Origin of the sequence: Nonomuraea sp. NPDC049625, assembly GCF_040675285.1 — a bacterium.
Lineage (GTDB): Bacteria > Actinomycetota > Actinomycetes > Streptosporangiales > Streptosporangiaceae > Nonomuraea > Nonomuraea angiospora_A.
In genome coordinates this window covers 86,767-103,253 of record NZ_JBFAOQ010000023.1, presented here as the reverse complement: position 1 = coordinate 103,253, position 16,487 = coordinate 86,767, and the positions used below count along the sequence as shown (strand labels likewise).

15 protein-coding genes are annotated in these 16,487 nt (G+C 73.6%); 4 read left to right on the top strand and 11 right to left on the bottom strand.

The genetic code is table 11. The annotated features are described in order from the left end of the window. Positions 1-10: 10 nt before the first annotated feature. On the bottom strand, positions 11-763 hold the full coding sequence (locus AB0J87_RS56195; RefSeq protein WP_350732988.1) for a S8 family serine peptidase: 753 nt from the start codon (positions 761-763) through the stop codon (positions 11-13). Positions 764-1,008: 245 nt separating this feature from the next. On the opposite strand from AB0J87_RS56195, the gene AB0J87_RS56190 reads away from it, so the two are divergent. After that, positions 1,009-4,080, top strand: a complete 3,072-nt coding sequence (locus AB0J87_RS56190; RefSeq protein ID WP_363982676.1) for a BTAD domain-containing putative transcriptional regulator — start codon at positions 1,009-1,011, stop codon at positions 4,078-4,080. Here AB0J87_RS56190 and AB0J87_RS56185 read toward each other — a convergent pair. Continuing rightward, on the bottom strand, positions 4,072-4,386 hold the full coding sequence (locus AB0J87_RS56185) for a hypothetical protein (protein ID WP_363982673.1): 315 nt from the start codon (positions 4,384-4,386) through the stop codon (positions 4,072-4,074). The two genes, AB0J87_RS56190 and AB0J87_RS56185, sit on opposite strands and share 9 nt — an antisense overlap. Positions 4,387-4,647: 261 nt before the next feature. On the opposite strand from AB0J87_RS56185, the gene AB0J87_RS56180 reads away from it, so the two are divergent. Both AB0J87_RS56180 and AB0J87_RS56175 read left to right on the top strand, forming a co-directional pair. Then, positions 4,648-5,205: a hypothetical protein gene (locus AB0J87_RS56180; protein WP_363982670.1), complete on the top strand. Its 558-nt coding sequence runs from the start codon at positions 4,648-4,650 to the stop codon at positions 5,203-5,205. A gap of 90 nt (positions 5,206-5,295) precedes the next feature. Beyond that, entirely contained in the window at positions 5,296-6,069 is a 774-nt protein-coding gene (locus AB0J87_RS56175; protein ID WP_363982667.1) for an SDR family NAD(P)-dependent oxidoreductase, read from the top strand. Here the strand turns inward: AB0J87_RS56175 and hpnH are convergent. From hpnH to AB0J87_RS56140, 7 genes are all read right to left on the bottom strand, one after another. Next, positions 6,043-7,047: an adenosyl-hopene transferase HpnH gene (hpnH, locus tag AB0J87_RS56170; protein ID WP_363982664.1), complete on the bottom strand. Its 1,005-nt coding sequence runs from the start codon at positions 7,045-7,047 to the stop codon at positions 6,043-6,045. The two genes, AB0J87_RS56175 and hpnH, sit on opposite strands and share 27 nt — an antisense overlap. Continuing rightward, positions 7,044-7,631 (bottom strand): hypothetical protein, encoded by a 588-nt coding sequence (locus tag AB0J87_RS56165; protein WP_363982661.1) that lies wholly within the window; start codon positions 7,629-7,631, stop codon positions 7,044-7,046. The genes hpnH and AB0J87_RS56165 overlap by 4 nt, the downstream gene beginning before the upstream one ends. Beyond that, positions 7,628-9,505 (bottom strand): squalene--hopene cyclase, encoded by a 1,878-nt coding sequence (gene shc / locus AB0J87_RS56160; RefSeq protein WP_363982658.1) that lies wholly within the window; start codon positions 9,503-9,505, stop codon positions 7,628-7,630. Before shc ends, AB0J87_RS56165 begins: the two co-directional genes overlap by 4 nt. A 1-nt stretch (position 9,506) precedes the next feature. Continuing rightward, the gene (locus tag AB0J87_RS56155) at positions 9,507-10,517 is read right to left on the bottom strand and encodes a polyprenyl synthetase family protein (protein WP_363982655.1); all 1,011 of its coding nucleotides are present in this window, start codon (positions 10,515-10,517) and stop codon (positions 9,507-9,509) included. After that, positions 10,514-11,845: a hydroxysqualene dehydroxylase HpnE gene (gene hpnE / locus AB0J87_RS56150; RefSeq protein WP_363982652.1), complete on the bottom strand. Its 1,332-nt coding sequence runs from the start codon at positions 11,843-11,845 to the stop codon at positions 10,514-10,516. The genes AB0J87_RS56155 and hpnE overlap by 4 nt, the downstream gene beginning before the upstream one ends. A gap of 16 nt (positions 11,846-11,861) precedes the next feature. Then, positions 11,862-12,740 carry a squalene synthase HpnC gene (gene hpnC, locus AB0J87_RS56145; RefSeq protein WP_363982649.1) on the bottom strand — a complete coding sequence of 293 codons (879 nt, stop codon included), beginning with the start codon at positions 12,738-12,740 and terminating at the stop codon, positions 11,862-11,864. Between the two features lie 132 nt (positions 12,741-12,872). Next, a complete protein-coding gene (locus tag AB0J87_RS56140) occupies positions 12,873-13,622 on the bottom strand; it encodes a polysaccharide deacetylase family protein (protein ID WP_350732972.1) in 750 nt (249 codons plus the stop codon). Between AB0J87_RS56140 and AB0J87_RS56135 the strand changes: the two genes are divergently transcribed. Next, positions 13,603-14,700: a hypothetical protein gene (locus AB0J87_RS56135; RefSeq protein WP_363982646.1), complete on the top strand. Its 1,098-nt coding sequence runs from the start codon at positions 13,603-13,605 to the stop codon at positions 14,698-14,700. The two genes, AB0J87_RS56140 and AB0J87_RS56135, sit on opposite strands and share 20 nt — an antisense overlap. On the opposite strand, the gene AB0J87_RS56130 is transcribed toward AB0J87_RS56135, so the two are convergent. Together AB0J87_RS56130 and AB0J87_RS56125 are read right to left on the bottom strand one after the other, a co-directional pair. Continuing rightward, positions 14,660-15,529 carry a DMT family transporter gene (locus AB0J87_RS56130; RefSeq protein ID WP_363982643.1) on the bottom strand — a complete coding sequence of 290 codons (870 nt, stop codon included), beginning with the start codon at positions 15,527-15,529 and terminating at the stop codon, positions 14,660-14,662. The two genes, AB0J87_RS56135 and AB0J87_RS56130, sit on opposite strands and share 41 nt — an antisense overlap. Then, entirely contained in the window at positions 15,526-16,383 is an 858-nt protein-coding gene (locus AB0J87_RS56125) for a squalene/phytoene synthase family protein (RefSeq protein WP_363982640.1), read from the bottom strand. Before AB0J87_RS56125 ends, AB0J87_RS56130 begins: the two co-directional genes overlap by 4 nt. Between the last annotated feature and the right edge of the window lie 104 nt (positions 16,384-16,487).

Below are 16,487 nucleotides of genomic sequence, written 5' to 3'. Positions count from 1 at the left end.
GGTGGCCTCCTCAGGTCCGGTTGTTCGCGACGGCCGCCAGCACGTGCTTGAGCTGGCCGGTGGCAAGGCCCGGGTGCCGCTGCAGTACGCGCGCGCACAGCCCGGTGATGTGCGGTGTGGCGAAGCTGTTGCCGGTCAGGCGCGAGGTCCCGCCGCCGGGCAGCGGCACCTCCACCCCGATCCCGCGCGCGAAGAACTCGGCCGGGGGCTCCGGGTTGCACTCGATGTGCTCGGCGAGCGCCAAGGTGTGCGAACCCACCGAGATCACGCTCGGGAAGTGCCACGGATAGCTGCGCACCGGCCGGTTGTGGGCGGAGGCCACGATGGTGACCCCGGCGAAGAACGCCCTGTCCACGAGATCGTGCAGGGCCTCCTTGTGCTCGGCGCGACGCGTCGACAGGCTCAGGTTGACCAGGGAGAAGCGCTGCTCGATGGCCCACTCCAGCGCCGCCAGCAGCACCTCGCCGCGGCCATGAAGCCCGCTGCCGAGCACGCGGACGCTGGTCAGCTCGCAGTCCGGGGCCATGGCCCGGATGACGCCCGCGCAGGCCGTCCCGTGGCCCGCCTGGTCGCCGACCTCGTCGGGCACGACCTCCAGGCCGTCACCCGTCACCGCGAGCGGGGTGATGGGCCTGGTGAAGACCGGGTGGGGCGCGTCTACCCCGCTGTCGATCAGGCAGACCCGCACGCCGGAGCCGGTGGCCGACCCCCAGGCCCACTCACGGGTGATCGCGCAGGGCAGCGCCAGCCGGGCCGAGTCCATGACCGCGCCCCGTGAAGCGTGCGCCAGCCGAAAGGTCCGCGGCGGCGGCGCCTCCGCGACAGCCGGAAAATCAGCCATTGCCCACCCTCAGCGTCATTGTTCTGGCTCCGAGTAAATAGTGGGAGAGGGCGTTCATAGTTACTTCAGAGTCCGATCAAAGCGCCGTCGGAGACTGATTTCGAGGTCTTGAGAAACCCCAACGCCTGACAGACCATGAGAGCGAAATCCAAACCGGAGTGTGACTCATGTTGGAGTTCCGCTTGCTCGGCGCCGTCGAAGCCTACTCGGACGGGCAGCGCGTCGTACTGGGCCCACGCAAACAGCGGCTGACATTCGCGGTTCTGGCTCTGGAGGCCAACCATCCCGTCACGGTGGAGCGGCTGGTCGAGCTGAACTGGCCGGGGTCCCGCCCGCGTACGGCACAGCACGCGATCCGGGTGTCGGTCTCCCAGCTGCGCTCGATCCTGGCCCGCGCCGACCCCGCCCAGGCCGAGGCCACGCTGACGGCGCAGGGCGCGGGATACGTCCTGCGCACCGACCCGGAGCGGATCGACGCCCATCGCTTCCGCGGCCTGGTGCAGCGGGCCCGGGCGGAACCCGACGACGAGCGCCGGGTGGCGCTGCTCGACCAGGGCCTCAGCCTGTGGCGCGGTCCCGTGCTGGCCGGGGCGGCGCCTCCGGAGACCCAGGAGCGCCTGGGCAGCGGCCTGGAGGAGTCGCGGCTGGTGGCGCTGGAGGACAAGATCGACGCCGGGTTACGGCTCGGCCGCCACCGCCAGCTGCTGGACGAGCTGACCGAGCTGACCCGATGCCATCCGTTCCGCGAACGGCTGACGTGCCAGCTGATGATCGCCCTGTACCGCAGCGGGCAGACGCACACGGCCCTGGAGCAGGCCAGGAGAGCCCGCCGCCGCCTGGCCGACGAGCTCGGCATCGACCCCAGCCTCGAACTCCAGCGGCTCGAGGTGGCCATCCTGCGCAACGACCCGGTGCTGCTGCCGCAGCCCGATCGCGTCCTGGCGGCCGGACCCGCGCCGCCCGCCGTGCCGGCGCAGCTGCCGCGCTCCGTCTCCGACTTCACCGGCCGGGCCGGGCAGCTCAGGTGGCTGGACGAGCACGTTCAGGACCACACGAGCACGCCGGTCACGATCGCGATCACCGGCGCCGCCGGGGTCGGCAAGACCGCCCTGGCCCTGTACTGGGCGCACCGGATCCGCGATCGTTTCCCCGACGGCCAGCTCTACGTCGACCTGCGCGGCTTCGCCACCGGGCCGCCGATGCGGCCGGAGCAGGCGCTGGCCCGCCTGCTGCGCTCCCTCGGGGTCGCCCCCGAGCAGGTGCCCGCGGACGCGGACGAGGCGGCCGCCCTGTACCGGACCCTCCTGGCCAGCAAACGCGTCCTCGTCCTGCTCGACAACGCGGCGACGCCGGAGCAGGTCCGCCCGCTGCTCCCCGGCGCCACCGACTGCCTGGCCCTGGTGACCAGCCGGGACCGGCTGAACGGGCTCGTCGCCCTCGACGGCGCCCGGCCGCTCCCGCTGGTCGTGCTGGACCCGGTCGAGGCGCGGACCCTGCTGGCCCGGATCCTCGGGGCCGACCGCGTACGTCAGGAGGCGGACGCCGCCGCCAGGCTGGCGCTGCTGTGCGACTACCTGCCGCTCGCGCTGCGGATCGCCGCGATCAACCTGTCCCGGCAGCCGACGCGCGCCATCATCGACGGCGTCACTGAGCTCGCGGGAAGCGACCGCCTGAACGCCCTGCAGGTCGACGGGGACGGCCGGGCCGCCGTGCGGGCCGCGTTCGACCTGTCGTACGCCGCCCTCGACGAGCCGGACCAGCGCCTCTTCCGGCTGCTGGGCCTGAGCCCGTGCCCCGACCTCACCCCGCAGGCCGCCGCGGCGCTGGCCGCCGCCCCTGCCGATCAGGTGCGGCGGGCCCTGGACCGCCTGGAGCGCACGCACCTGATCCTGCAGACCGCTCCGGGCCGGTACGGGTTCCACGACCTGATCAGGCTCTACGCCCGGGACAACGCGAACGGGGCCGAGCGGACGAGCGCGCTCGCGCGCCTGTTCGACTTCTATCTCCGGGTCGCCGACGAGGCCAAACGCCTGCTCTACCCGCAGGCCCTGCAGCTGGCGGGACCGCCGCGCAGGCAGTCCCCGCTGACGTTCGAGGGGCCCGCGAGCGCGCTGGCGTGGCTCGACGCGGAGCGCTCCGGCCTCATCGCGGCCATCACGTACGCCGCCGCGCACGGCCCCCGGGAGGTGGCCTGGCGGCTGGCCGACACGCTGCGCGGCTACCTGTCGCTGCGGCGCGACCCGAACGACTGGCAGGCCGTCGCCGAGGCCGCCCGTTCGGCCGCCGGCCTGGACGGAGATCTCACCGCCCAGGCCGCCACCGAGCTCAGCATGGCGCAGGTCTACCAGAGCCGGGGCATGCATCCGCAGTCGCTGAGCCACTACGCGCAGGCGCTGAAGCTCGCCCAGCGCTCCGGGTGGCGCGAGTGCGAGTGCGCGGTGCTCAACAACCTCGGCAACGTGCACTGGAAACTGGGCTCCCTGCAGGAGGCCGCCGACCACTACAGCCAGGCCATCGCCATCGCCCGGCAGACGGGCCAGCGCACCATCCACGCCACCAGCCTGGCCAACCTCAGCATGGTCTACCGGAGCCAGGGGCAACTGGCGCGGGCGGCCGAGCTCCAGCACGAGGCCCTGGCGCGTTACCAGCAGGCCGCCTACCGCAACGGCGAGGCGATCGCGCTGGAGAACATGGGCGAGATCTACCACGATCTCGGCGAACTCGACCGCGCGCTGGACTACCTCGACCGCGCCCTGCCCATCTTCCGCCAGTCGGGCAACCGCTACGGCGAGGTCCTCGTCCTGAACACGCTGGCCGCGGTCCACCGTGACGCTGGCCGGTACGACAGCGCCCTGGAGTTCGCCGACCGCGCGGTGGAGCTGTCCGTCGCGATCGGCGACCGCCGGGCCGAGGCCGACACGCTCAACACCCGGGCCACCGTACGCACGTATCTCGGGCGCCCGGAGCAGGCCGCCGAGGAGCACGGCAGAGCGCTGGCCATCGCCCGCGAGGTCGGCAACTGGCAGCCCCGGCTGGAGTCCCTCATCGGGCTGGCCGGCGCCCATTGCGATCTGGGGAACCTGGAACAGGCGTCCGCCCACGGCCACGAGGCGCTCAACGACGCGCGCCGCCGGGGGTTCCGCCAGCTCGAGGAGCAGGCGCTCACCGCCTTGGCGGCCGTCCAGATCCGCGTCGGCGACCGGGAAATCAGCGCGGCATTGTCCGTCGATTCAGAATGAATAATTGGCCATATTTCGGTAGGCCGGCTTATTGCCTGACAGGGCTTTGGCATTTATCTTGGAAATATGAGGAAAGCAGCGATTACCACGCTCGGTGTACACGACGACACCAACAATTCTCACGACTTCGCCGAACTGCCTCGACGGTGAATTCCAACCGCGGGTAAATCTGCCGTTAAATTTTCGCCCGTCGTACGCCTGCGCTGAAATTCGCCGCGGCGATATCTCTCGCGGCGGGCCGGCACGCGACTCGCGCGGGTTCCGCCGCCGCCCGGCGGTGCCGCTGATCAGCGTCTCGACGCTCACGGGCACGAACCGCCCGCCGTCCCGCATGATTCGTCCGTCCTCCCCGCGGCCCCGCGAGCGCGTCCGGCGCGGGCCGGGGCGAGGGTGGGACGCGGCGGCCGGGCCGACGGCGGCACCGTCCGGGGCGTGGTCGGAAATCACCGGCGGAAACACGGCCGCGGCACGCCATCGTCGATTCTGTATACCGTGCCGTCGCCCAAGGCGCGGCCCGCGGCCCCGCGTCCCGGGCCGAAAGGGGCGGGCGGGAGCATAATCGGAGCCATGCGCGTGGGGATAGCCCATCATTTCGGTTGGGCCGTGGCGGTCACGGCATCGGCCGACCACCAGGTGGTGGACCGCCGGCGGATCGAGCTGATCGAGCCCGGCGTGCCGGCGGCGCCCATCCACCACGACGGCAGACGTCTCGACGATGCCGCGGCCTCCGAACTGGTGGCCCGCGTGCGGGCGTCGGCGGCCCGGGCGACGTCGGCCTCGCTGGACGAGCTCGCGTCCGCGCTGCCCGGACCGATCGTCTCGCTCTCGCTCCGGGCCTGGCCGCTCGACTTCCCCGACGACATCGCCGTCCAGCGGCGCGTGCCGTACGAGGCCCGGGCGGACTCCGTCATGTACCGCCAGATCCTGGCCGAACTCGCCCACGAGCGCGGCTGGGCCGTCCATTTCTACGACGCCAAGGACGTGGCGGACCAGGCGGCCGGGATCCTGGCCGAGCGGGCCGGCGAGGTCCTGTACGGTCCGCGCGCGGCGCTGGGGCCGCCCTGGGCGAAGGACCACCGAACGGCGCTCGCGGCGACGATCGTCGCCGCCGCGACGCGTACGTGACCTGCCCCGTGGCCGGTTGGGACGGCGTGGGAGTGGAAAGCACACGACTGTACGTCCTGATACGCACAGTTACGGAAAACAGGTGACGCGATGAGGCTCGCCGATGCCCACGTCCTCGTCACCGGCGCCTCTTCGGGCATCGGCGCGGCCACCGCGCGGGCGCTGGCGGGCACCGGTGCGCGGCTGACGCTGGCCGGGCGCGACCGCGAGCGGCTGGCGGCCGTCGCCTCGGCCACCGGCGGGCGCGTGCTGGTGTGCGACGTCACCACCCAGGCCGAGGAGCTGGCCGAGCGGAGCGGGCACGTCGACGTCCTGGTGAACAACGCCGGCGTGGGGTGGGCGGGGCCGTTCGTACGGATGCCGGCCGGCAGCGTCGAGCAGCTGCTGGCGGTCAACCTCGCCGCCCCGATCGCGCTCACGCGGCTGCTGCTGCCGGGGATGGTGGCCGCGGGCCGCGGGCACCTCGTGTTCGTGGCCTCCATCGCCGGGGCGGTGGGCGTGGCGCAGGAGGCCGTGTACTCGGCGACCAAGGCGGGGCTGATGGCCTTCGCGGAGAGCCTGCGCCATGAGCTGCATCACGTGCCGGGCGTCGGCGTGTCCGTCCTGCTGCCCGGGGTGGTGGACACCCCCTTCTTCGTACGGCGCGGCGTCCCCTACACGCGCGGCCGGCCGGCGCCGATCGCGCCGGAGCGGGTGGCGCGGGCGATCGTGGCGGCGATCAGGGACGGGCGGCCGGAGTCGTTCGTGCCGGGCTGGCTGCGGGTGCCGGCCAGGCTGCGCGGCGCGGCGCCCGGCGCGTTCCGGGTGCTCGCGCGACGCTTCGGGCGCATGGAGGGGTCAGCCGCTCCTGATGGCGCGCAGTGACTCCTTCAGCGACCCGATCGTGGCCAGGACGGCGGTCGGCTCGTATCCGCAGTGCGCCATGCAGTTGTCGCACCGGGGGTCGCGGCCCCGGCCGTAGGCCGTCCAGTCGGTGTCCTCGATCAGCTCGCGGTAGGTCCGCGCGTACCCGTCGGCCATGAGGTAGCACGGTCGCTGCCAGCCGAACAGCGAGTACGACGGGATGGCCCAGGCGGTGCACGGCAGCTCGATCCGCCCCTCCAGGAAGTCCAGGAACAGCGGCGAGTGGTTGAACCGCCAGCGCCGCCGTCTCCCGCCGGCGAAGGCCTCGCGGAACAGCGCGCGCGTCTCCCGCACGCCCATGAACCGGTCCTGTACGGGCGCCTTCTCGTACGCGTACGCGGGAGAGATCATCATCTGGTCGACGGCGAGCTCGTCGTTGAGGTAGTCGAGCACCTCGATGACGGTCCGCGGGCTGTCCGTGGAGAAGAACGTCGTGTTGGTGGTGACCCGGAAGCCGCGCCGCCGGCACTCGCGCACGGCGGCAACGGCCTCGTCGAAGACGCCCTCCTTGCACACCGCGGCGTCGTGGCGCTCGCGCACGCCGTCGATGTGCACCGTCCAGGCGAAGTACCGCGAGGGCTCGAACTCGTCGATCTTCTTGGGGATCAGCAGCGCGTTCGTGCACAGGAACACGTACTTCTTCATGTCGACGAGCCGGCGGACCAGCTCGCCGATCTGCGGGTGCATGAGCGGCTCCCCGCCGGCGATGGACACCATGGGGGCGCCGCACTCCTGGATGGCGGCGACGGCCTGCTCCACCGGCATGCGCTGCTTCAGCACGTCGGCGGGATGCTGGATCTTGCCGCAGCCGGCGCATTTGAGGTTGCACGCGAACAGCGGCTCCAGCTCCACCAGCAGCGGGAACTTGGTCCGTCCCCGCAGCCGCTGGCCCAGGATGTAGCCGCCGACGCGCAGGCTCTGCCGGATTGGGATGGTCATGACAGCACTTCCTCGGGTAGCAGCGCCGCCCAGCGCACCAGGACGGGGCCGACGGCGGCGAGCGTGCGGCGGGCGGCCACGCCGCGGGTGAGCGTGGCCAGGCTCAGCAGCGGCGCCTCCGGCGTGTCGACGATGACCCGCACGGCGGCCAGCGGGCGCCCCGCGGCGGCGCGGGCCAGCGGGCCGGTCTCCATGTCCACGCCGTACGCACCCTCCGCGGCCAGGCGGTGCCGCTCCGCGCCGCGGACCACGTGATCGGCGGTGACCAGCGGCCCGACCTGGGCGGGCAGGCCGGCGTCGGCCAGCTCGCCGGCGAGGAAGGGAGCCGACGGGCAGGGATGGACGCGTCCCCTGAACCGGACCTCGCTCGCCACCAGGACGTCGCCGGGCCGCAGGCTCCTGCCGGCGGCACCGCCGAAACCGACCACGGCCACCGCCTCCTGCCAGGCCAGGCCCGCGGCCGCGCGGGCCGCCCGCCGCGGGCCGATCCCGGTGACGACGACCCTGGCGAGGTGGGCCGGCAGGCCGCGCCTGACCGCGCGGGCCTCGATCCCGAGCGCGGCGCAGATCAGCAGTCCGGTCATGAGAGCTCCAGGTCGCGGCGCAGGTAGCGCCCGAGGGCGCTGATCGGGAAGACGAGCCGGTAGAGGTGGTAGTTGATGTAGAAGTCACCGGGGAAGCCCGTGCCGGTGAAGTACGGCTCGTCCCAGGTGCCGTCCGGCCGCTGCCGCTCGACCAGCCAGCGCACGCCTCTTTCCACCGCCGGGGAGCGTTCGCCGGCGGCGAGCAGGGCCAGCAGGGCCCAGGCGGTCTGCGAGGCGGTCGAGGCCCCGCGGCCGATCCAGGCCGGGTCGCGGTAGGAGCGCAGGTCCTCGCCCCAGCCGCCGTCGTCGTTCTGGTGGCGTTCCAGCCAGGCGACGGCGCGGCGTACGGAGGGATGCCCCGGACGGACCCCCGCGGCGACGAGGGCGGGCACGGCGGCCCCGGTGCCGTAGACGTGGTTCGCGCCCCAGCGGCCGAACCACGATCCGTCCTCCTCCTGCGCCTTGAGCAGCCAGATCACGGCCCTGCGCAGGACGGGGGAGCTGGGCCGCTCCTTGGCCAGGGCTTCGACGACGTGCGCGGTGACGTCGGCGGACGGCGGGTCGATCACCGCGCCGAAGTCGCAGAAGGGCAGCTTGGTGCAGAGCGCGCGGTCGTTGTCGGCGTCGAACGCCGCGAAGCCGCCGTCGGCGCTCGCCATGCCGGCCATCCAGCGGACCCCGCGCTCGATCGCCGGCCGCGCGCCGGGGCGGTCCAGCCGGCGCAGCGCGAGCACGACCTCCGCGGTGTCGTCGATGTCGGGATAGCCGTCGTTGTCGAACTCGAACGCCCACCCGCCGGGCGGCAGGCCCGGCCTGCGCACCGCCCAGTCTCCCGACCTCGTGACCTCCTCGCGCAGCAGCCAGTCGGCGGCCCCGGTGACGGCCGGATGGTCGGCGGGGGTGCCCGCGTCGAGCAGCGCGTTGACCGCCAGCGCCGTGTCCCACACGGGGGACTGGCACGCCTCCAACCGGCGCCCCTTCTCGTCGCGGACGGTGAACCGGTCGAGCCCCCCGATCGCCTTGCGCATCACCGGATGGTCCAGGTCGTAGCCGGAGAGGTGGAGCGCGATGATCGAGTACACCCACGGCGGCTGGATCCCGCCCCAGGAGCCGTCCGCCTCCTGGCGGGCGACCACCCAGTCGACGGCGCGCCTCAGCGCGGCCCGCCGCAGGGCCCGCGACGGGCGCCGCTCGTACCGGTGCAACGCCCGGTCCAGCGCGCCGAACACCGCCTCCCAGCCCCCGCCCGCGGCACGGTGCGGCGCCCGGCCGGTCCGCAGCTCGGGCAGCTCGAACGGGAGCCGGCGCACCGGCCGGTACGCGGTCACGACGGTCAGAGGCACGATCGTCTGCCTGGCCCAGCAGGCCCAGTCGTAGACGTTGAGCGGGAACCACGAGGGCAGGAAGATCATCTCGGGCGGCATGACCGGCAGGTCCCGCCACGACCACTCCCCGAACAGGGCCAGCCAGACCCGCGTGAACACCCGGCTCGCCTCGATCCCGCCCATGGCCCGGACCTGCTGCGACGCGGCCCGCATGTGCTCCGCGTCAGGCGGATCGCCCGCGAGCCGCAGCGCGGTGTACGCCTCGACCGTGGTGGACAGCTCCGCGGGCCCCTCGTGGAAGTTGGCCCAGGTGCCGTCGGCCCGCTGCTCCGAACGGATCCACCGGGCGGCCTCCGCCGTGTCCTCCTCGGTGCGGATGCCGAGGAACTGCCGCAGCAGCAGATCCTCCGCGTCCATGCTCACGTTCGTCTGCAGCTCGCCCTTCCACCAGCCCTCCGGGGACCGCAGGCCGATCAGGTGATCGCAGGCGGCCCGGAGGGCGTGCTCGGCGTCGGTGAGCAGGCTCGGCGTCGTCTCGAGGGTGGTCATGTCAGTGGTCCCTGGATGTGATGAATCGGGCGATGTGCAGGAATTCGGCGCGCACGTCCGCGGGCAGGTCCGCGGCGTCGAGGCATCGGGTCGCGGCGTCGAAGCGCCGCCCGGCCTCCAGCTCGGCCCAGGCCCGGCCGCCCGCCTGCTCGACCAGGTCGGCGGCGTCGCGCAGGTCGGCCTCCGTCAGCTCCCCGGGCCTGGCCAGCAGCTCGGCGAAGCGGCGTCCGTCCTCCGTACGGCTGGTGAGCGCGGCGACCACGGGCAGGCTCTTCTTGCGGGCCCGCAGATCGGCCAGCACCGGTTTGCCCGTCACCTCGGGTCGTCCCCAGATGCCGAGCAGGTCGTCGGTCAGCTGGAAGGCGAGACCGGCCTCGGTGCCGAACGCGTCCAGAGCGCCGGCCAGCGAGGCCGGACCTTCTGCCGCCGTGACGCCGATCGAGCAGGCGCAGGCGAGCAGCGAGGCGGTCTTGTGCCGCGACATCAGCAGGCACTCCTCCCGCGTCACGTCGCCGCGGTCCTGGAACTCCAGATCCAGGGCCTGACCCGCGATGAGCGAGAGCGTGGCATGGTTGAGCGCGCGGGCGGCCGCCGCGTAGCCGGGGCCGCCCTGTTCCAGCAGCAGCTCCAGGGCCAGGGCGAACAGCGCGTTGCCGCAGAGGATCGCCTGGGAGCGGCCGAAGACCGTCCAGGCGGCCGGACGGTGCCGGCGCACCGGGTCGTCGTCCATGACGTCGTCGTGCAGGAGGGAGAACGCGTGCACCAGCTCCACCGCGGCGGCGGCGGGCAGGCACCGTTCGATGTCCGCTCCCGCGGCCCGGGCCGACAGCACCGCGAGCGTGGGCCGCAGCGCCTTTCCACCGGACGCGCGGGGCCGGCCGTCGCCGTCGGTCCAACCGAAGTGGTAGCGGGCGACGCGGGCGATACGCGGGTCGAGGCGGCCGACGGCCTCGCGCAGCACCGGCTCGACGAGCTCGCGGGCGGCCTCCGCCGGCGGCAGGGTCAGGGTCATGACACGCTCTCCTGATCTCGCACATGCTGTCTGACCAGGCGTGCGGCGTGCAGCCCGCTGCGTACGGCGCCCTCCATCGTGTCCGGCCAGCCGGTGTCGGTCCAGGCGCCGGCGAGATAGAGGCCGGGCCACCGGGTGGCGCTCCCCGGTCGGAGCGCCCCGCTGCCGGGGCCCTGGCGGAACGTCGCGCGCCGTTCCCTGGTGACGAAGAAGTCGGTCATCCTGGCCTCGCGCGCGGCCGGGAACACCGAGCGCAGCGCCGGGACGAAGGTCTCGCGCAGGTCCGCGGTCGGCCGGTCGATCCACGTGTCCGCGACCGACACCGACACCGTCAGGTACTGCCCCTCGCCGAGCCCGGCGACCCGGGTCTTGTCGAACACCCATTGCACGGGCGAGCCGGTGACCGCGACGAACGGCCCCCGCATGACCGGCCGGTCGTAGACCGCGTGGACGTTGATGATGGGGCTCGCGTCCAGGGCGCCCCATCCGTCCCGGGCGGGCGCCGCCTCCGCGGGGACCAGCTTCGCGGCCTGCTCGTGGCGCGTCGCCAGGACGACCGCCGACGCCTGGACCCGGACGCCGTCCACGACGACGGCCGGGCCCGGCTCGATGGCCGTGACCTTCGCCGACAGCCGCACCGCGCCGCCGCGTCCCGCGATGGCGGCCCTGGCGGCGGTGTCGTGCAGCTCGCCGAGCGGCACCAGGGGGATGCCCAGGTCGGCGGCGTCCGGCCGGCCGAGCATGGCCGTCTTGAACACCTTCACCGCCGGGCCGAGCGCGGCCTCCTCGACCCCCGTGTTCAGGGCCGCGACAGCGAGCAGGTCCCAGAGCGCCTGCCGTACCGGGTCCCGCTGGCCGTGCGCCGCCAGCCAGCTCCCGAACGTCACCGTGTCGAGAGCCGGGTCGGCCGGGTCGAGCCTGCTCAGCGCGAGCGAGCCGCGCAGGGCCTGGAGCCGGTCGCCCGGCCCGAGCAGGCGGTATCGCGCGAGCGCGGGCACGAAGTGGAGCGGGCCGGGCAACGCGGCGCGGCGCAGCCGCCCCGACCGGCCCGCCGCGCCGAGCACCCGCACGTCGAAGCGGCTCTGCAGGTCGACCAGCGCGGTGCCGCCGAGCCGTTCCAGGAGTCCCCGGTACGCCGTGCAGCAGCGCAGGAAGACGTGCTGGCCGTTGTCCACCGTCAGCCCGCCGCGCCGGAAGGAGTACGTGGCGCCGCCCAGCCTCGGGCGGGCCTCGTACAGCGTCACGGGGCAGCCGGCCTCCGCGAGCGCGAGGGCGGCCGTGATGCCGGCCAGGCCGCCGCCGACCACCGCCACCGGCGCGATCGTCATCACAGGGGCAGCCCTCTCATGCCGACGGCAGTCGTCGCAGACCCGCGTCGGGCCGGCTCATGGTCATGAGGACACGCGCCCACGCCCCGAGCAGGCGTACGCGGCGTGGCCGGACGGCGCGGCCCAGGACGTCGTAGCGGGCGCCGCTCAGCGCGGCCAGGGTGGCGTGGCCTCCCGCGACGTAGCCCGCGACCGCCGTACGGGCGAAGCCGGACAAGGAGGCGACGATCGGCTCCCCCTCGGCCAGCATCGTCGCGGCCCGTCCGGCCTGCACGGCCACCACCTCGCGCAACCGCGGTGACGTGGCCGCCGCCGCGAGGTCGCCGATCGGGCAGCCCGCCCGGCGCAGGTCCTCCTGCGGCAGGTAGACGCGGCCGCGCCGGTGGTCCTCGCCGACGTCCTGGCAGTGCTCGATGACCTGCAACGCCGAGCACACCTTGTCGGACAGGGCCAGCCGGGGGCCGCTGACCTCGCCGAACACGTACAGGACGAGATGGCCGACCGGGTTGGCCGACAGCTCGCAGTAGCCCAGGAGCTCGTCGAACGTCTCGTAGCCGGTGACCGTCTGGTCGCGCCGGTTGGCCTCGACGAGGCGGCGGAACGGCTCGGCGGGGATCGAGCACTCCTGGACGGTACGGGCCAGCGTGCGGAGCGGCCCGAGCCGTGGCGGGTGGCCGTCGTACAGCCGGGCGAGGTCGGCCTCGACCTCGTCCAGCAGCCTCAGGCGGTCGCCGGGGCGTCCCTCGTCGCCGAGGTCGTCCACCGTGCGCGCGAAGCCGTACAGAGCCATGAGGTGGTCGCGGTGCCGGCGCGGAAGCAGCCGGGAGGCCACCGGGAAGTTCTCCCGGCGCGCCTTTTCCGCCGGCTCCCGCGAATGGCATCTCTCTGACCGCACGACAGGAAATTATCCGGCCCCGGGGAACGCAAACATGACGGCATTCCATTGCCCGGCGATTTGCGCGGAATTTACTCGCGGGCCGGGCCGGGAAAACGCCGTTTGAATTCCATGGAAAAGGGGGAGTGGCCGTTATGGAAACGCGACGCCGTGCTCGCGCAGCGGGCCCACGCGCAGGCCCATGTCCCTGCAGCGCTCCACGAGCGCGGGGAGGGCGTCGAGCGCCGGTCGCCAGGACCCAGGAACGGAGGCGTGGTCGGAGTCATGGAGCAGGACGGTCGCCCCGCCGCGCAGCCCGGCCGCCACGGTGGCCAGCACCGAGCCGGGCGTGGCCGCCGCCTCCCAGTCCCGGCCCCAGACGGTCCACAACACGGGGCGCAGCCCGTGCAGGCGGGCGGAGACCAGCGCCTCCAGGCTGAGCGCGCCGTAGGGCGGGCGGTACCACGTCGCGCGCACGCCGCCGACCGCCCGCACCAGGTCGGCGGTCCGGCCGATCTCGGCCGTCAGCCGGCCCGGCGGGGCGAGCAAGGGGTTGCCGTGCCGCCAGCCGTGCACGGCCAGCTCGTGACCCTCGGCCACGATGCGGCGGCCCAGCCACTGGTGGCGTTCGAGCAGCTCGCCGAGGACGAAGAAGGTCGCGTGGCAGCCGAGCCGCCCCAGCTCGTCCAGGAAGCGCGGGGTCGAGCCGGGATGGGGCCCGTCGTCGAAGGTGAGCGCCACATGGCCGGGGTCGCCGACGCCGGCGACGGAGGGCATCCGCCGGCGGACCGGCGGCAGCCAGGTGACGGCGGGACCCGCGTGCAGCAGCGCCAGGCAGGCGAGCCCGAGCGGCAGCGCGGCGCGGCCGATCGGGGGACATGAGATGTCCAGGCTGGTCCTCATTCTCAGCGCGCCGATGGGCAGCGCCCATGACCGGGTCGCCGCCGAGCTGGCCGCCCGGCTCGCGGCCGAGAATGCCGATTCAGAGATCATCGATGTCCTCCAGCTGCTCCCGCTCCGGCTGGGATCGGCGCTGCGCCGCGGATACCGCTGGATGATCCTGCGCGCCCCCTGGCTCTATGACGTCATCTACCAGGTCTTCTTCGTCGGCAAACGGGCCGCGGGCACCTCGCCGCTCACGGTGCTCGCCCTGCCCGCCCTGCGCCGCCTCGTCGCCGCCCGCTCGCCCGACGAGGTCGTCTCGACCTTCCACCTGGGGGCCCAGATCGCGGGGCTGCTGCGCGAGCGCGGCGGGCTGCCCTGCCCGAGCACGGTGCTGATCGTCGAGTTCACGGTGCACCGGCTGTGGCTGCACCCCGGCAACGACCGGTATCTGTGCCCGAATCCCGACATCATCGGGGAGATCGCCGCCCGGAGCGGCCGCCCGGCGCTCTGCTGCGCCCCGGTCGTGCGCCCGGAGTTCGCGCGGGCGGTGGTCGATCCCGGGGGAGTGGCCGGTCGCGTCGGCGTGGACCCCGGCGACCGGCTCGTGCTGGTGTCAACCGGTTCGTGGGGCGTCGGGGAGGTCGTCGCGACCGCGCGCACCCTGGCGAGGTCGGGACGGTACACGCCGATCGTCCTGTGCGGGAGCAACGCCGAGCTGCGGCGCCGCCTGCGGGCCGCCGGGCTGGGCCCGGCGCTGGGGTGGCGCGACGACGTGCCGGAGCTCATGGCGGCCGCGTACGCCCTGGTCGACAACGGCTCCGGCCTGACCTGCCACGAGGCCTTCGCCGCCGGGCTGCCGGTCGTCATCCACCGGCCCATCGGCGGCCACGGCGTCGCCGGCGCGCGGGCGATGGCCGGGGCCGGGGTGAGCCTCCACACGGGCACCGCGTCGGAGCTGCTGGCGGCGCTGGACCTGCTCGAGGACCCGCGATCGCGCAAGCGCCAGGTGGACCGGGCGTCCGCGCTGTTCTCCTCGATGCCGGTCCAGGCGGGCCTCATTTCCGCGCCGAGGGGGCCGCGCTCTGATCCTGGATGAGCGGCGAACGGGTCAGCACGATGACCCCGTAGACCAGGAGCCCGGCGCCCGCCGCCTCCATCACCAGCCACGGCCCGGCGCGGATCGGCTCCCCGTACATCAGCGCGCCGTACAGGATGCCCGCCAAGGGGTCGCTGATGGTCAACGCCGGCTGGGCGACGACGAGGGTGCCGCTGTGCAGGGCGTTCTGCAGGAGGAACAGGCTGCACAGGCCCGCGGCCAGCATCGCGTACAGGGGCCAGGAGACCGGCAGCGCGCGGGGGTCGTCCGCCAGGATCATCGTGCACTTCTTGATGAGCGTGGCCGTGAAGGCGAAGCCGATGCCCGCGGCCACGCCCAGCGTGGCGGCCCGGATGGGCCCCCTGGTCATGGCCCCCACCGTCACCAGCGCGGCGATCGTGGCCGAGGTCGCGGCGGCGGCGATGATCCATTCGGCCGTGTCCGGTGACCACCGCCCCGGGCCGGGGACCGCCGCGGCGAGGAACATCGCGAGGCCGGCCGACAGCGCGCCGATCGCCAGCCACGATTTCCCGTCCAGAACCGTGCCGAACGCCCAGGACATGATGATCATGGTGAACGGGAGCTCGATCACCAGGGCCGGCTGGACCAGCGCGATGCCTCCCTTCGACAGCGCCGCCGCCTGGAAGAGGAAGCCCCCGATCATCGCCACGATCCCCCACCGCCACAGCGGGTTGCCGATCAGCGCCCGGATCAGGCCGAACCGCAGTCCCAGCTCCTGAGGCAGCGGTCGCGCCGCTCGCCGCTGCAGGACCGACGTGGCGGCGTTGCACACCGCGGCGAGCACCGCCAGCAGCGCGGCAACGATCAACTCTCACGCCTCGCGAGGGCACGTACCGCGACCATGGACTTCTCCCTCGTCGTCAGCGACATCCGGGAGGCCAGCGCCCGGGCGGGATCGGCGGCGATGCGGTCGAGCAGGCACCGGTAGATGCCGGCCATGGTCGCCGTGCAGGCGGCGCTGCGCGCGTCCAGCATGGGCAGCAGGCGCATCCCGGTGGCGAACCAGTCGCGCGCCCGGTCCGCCTCGAACCTGACGAGCGCGGCCAGGCGCTCCGGCGGGTCGCTGAACCGGCCGTACGCGTCGACGTCCAGGGTGCAGCCGAACCGTTCGAGGTCGTGGGCGGGCAGGTAGACCCGCTTGGCCATGCGGTCCTCCCGCAGGTCGCGCAGGATGTTGGTGATCTGCAGGGCCACGCCGAGCGCGTCCGCGAGCGGCGTGGCCGTCTCCATGTCGTCCGCGCCGAACACGCCAAGCGAGAGCCGCCCGATCGAGCCGGCGACGCAGCGGCAGTAGCCGACCAGGTCGTCGAACGTCTCGTACGTGCTCCCGCGCACGTCTGCGGCGCAGCCGTCGACGAGGTCCGAGAACGCCGCGAGCGGGATCGGATAGCGGCGGGCGGCCTCGAACAGCGCCACCAGCACGAGGTCGTGCCGCGCGGGAGCGGTCCCGTCGAGCATCCCGCGGATCGCGGACAGGCGGGCCAGCCGCCGTCCGGCGGGGCCGTCGCCGTCGGCGATGTCGTCGATCCTGCGGGCCAGCGCGTAGACGGCGCTCAGCGCGCGGCGCTTGGGGGCGGGCAGCAGTCGCAGGCCGAACGAGAAGTTACGGGCCTGACCGCGCATGATCTGCTCGCAGTGCCGGTACGCGTCGTCGACGCACACCGCCCCGGCCCTGTCACGAGAAGAGGCACAATCATGCCGTCGCCACAGATTCGCGGCTCGGGCGAACATCATGGCCGCGACGGCCGTTCGCGTCGTTTCCCCCA

Coding starts and splice junctions, on each gene's coding strand:
- AB0J87_RS56195 (WP_350732988.1), bottom strand. CDS start 763: ATGGACTCGGCCCGGCTGGCGCTGCCCTGCGCGATCACCCGTGAGTGG.
- shc (WP_363982658.1), bottom strand. CDS start 9,505: ATGACCACCCTCGAGACGACGCCGAGCCTGCTCACCGACGCCGAGCAC.
- AB0J87_RS56190 (WP_363982676.1), top strand. CDS start 1,009: ATGTTGGAGTTCCGCTTGCTCGGCGCCGTCGAAGCCTACTCGGACGGG.
- hpnH (WP_363982664.1), bottom strand. CDS start 7,047: ATGACCATCCCAATCCGGCAGAGCCTGCGCGTCGGCGGCTACATCCTG.
- AB0J87_RS56165 (WP_363982661.1), bottom strand. CDS start 7,631: ATGACCGGACTGCTGATCTGCGCCGCGCTCGGGATCGAGGCCCGCGCG.
- AB0J87_RS56155 (WP_363982655.1), bottom strand. CDS start 10,517: ATGACCCTGACCCTGCCGCCGGCGGAGGCCGCCCGCGAGCTCGTCGAG.
- AB0J87_RS56135 (WP_363982646.1), top strand. CDS start 13,603: ATGTCCAGGCTGGTCCTCATTCTCAGCGCGCCGATGGGCAGCGCCCAT.
- hpnE (WP_363982652.1), bottom strand. CDS start 11,845: ATGACGATCGCGCCGGTGGCGGTGGTCGGCGGCGGCCTGGCCGGCATC.
- AB0J87_RS56175 (WP_363982667.1), top strand. CDS start 5,296: ATGAGGCTCGCCGATGCCCACGTCCTCGTCACCGGCGCCTCTTCGGGC.
- AB0J87_RS56180 (WP_363982670.1), top strand. CDS start 4,648: ATGCGCGTGGGGATAGCCCATCATTTCGGTTGGGCCGTGGCGGTCACG.
- AB0J87_RS56140 (WP_350732972.1), bottom strand. CDS start 13,622: ATGAGGACCAGCCTGGACATCTCATGTCCCCCGATCGGCCGCGCCGCG.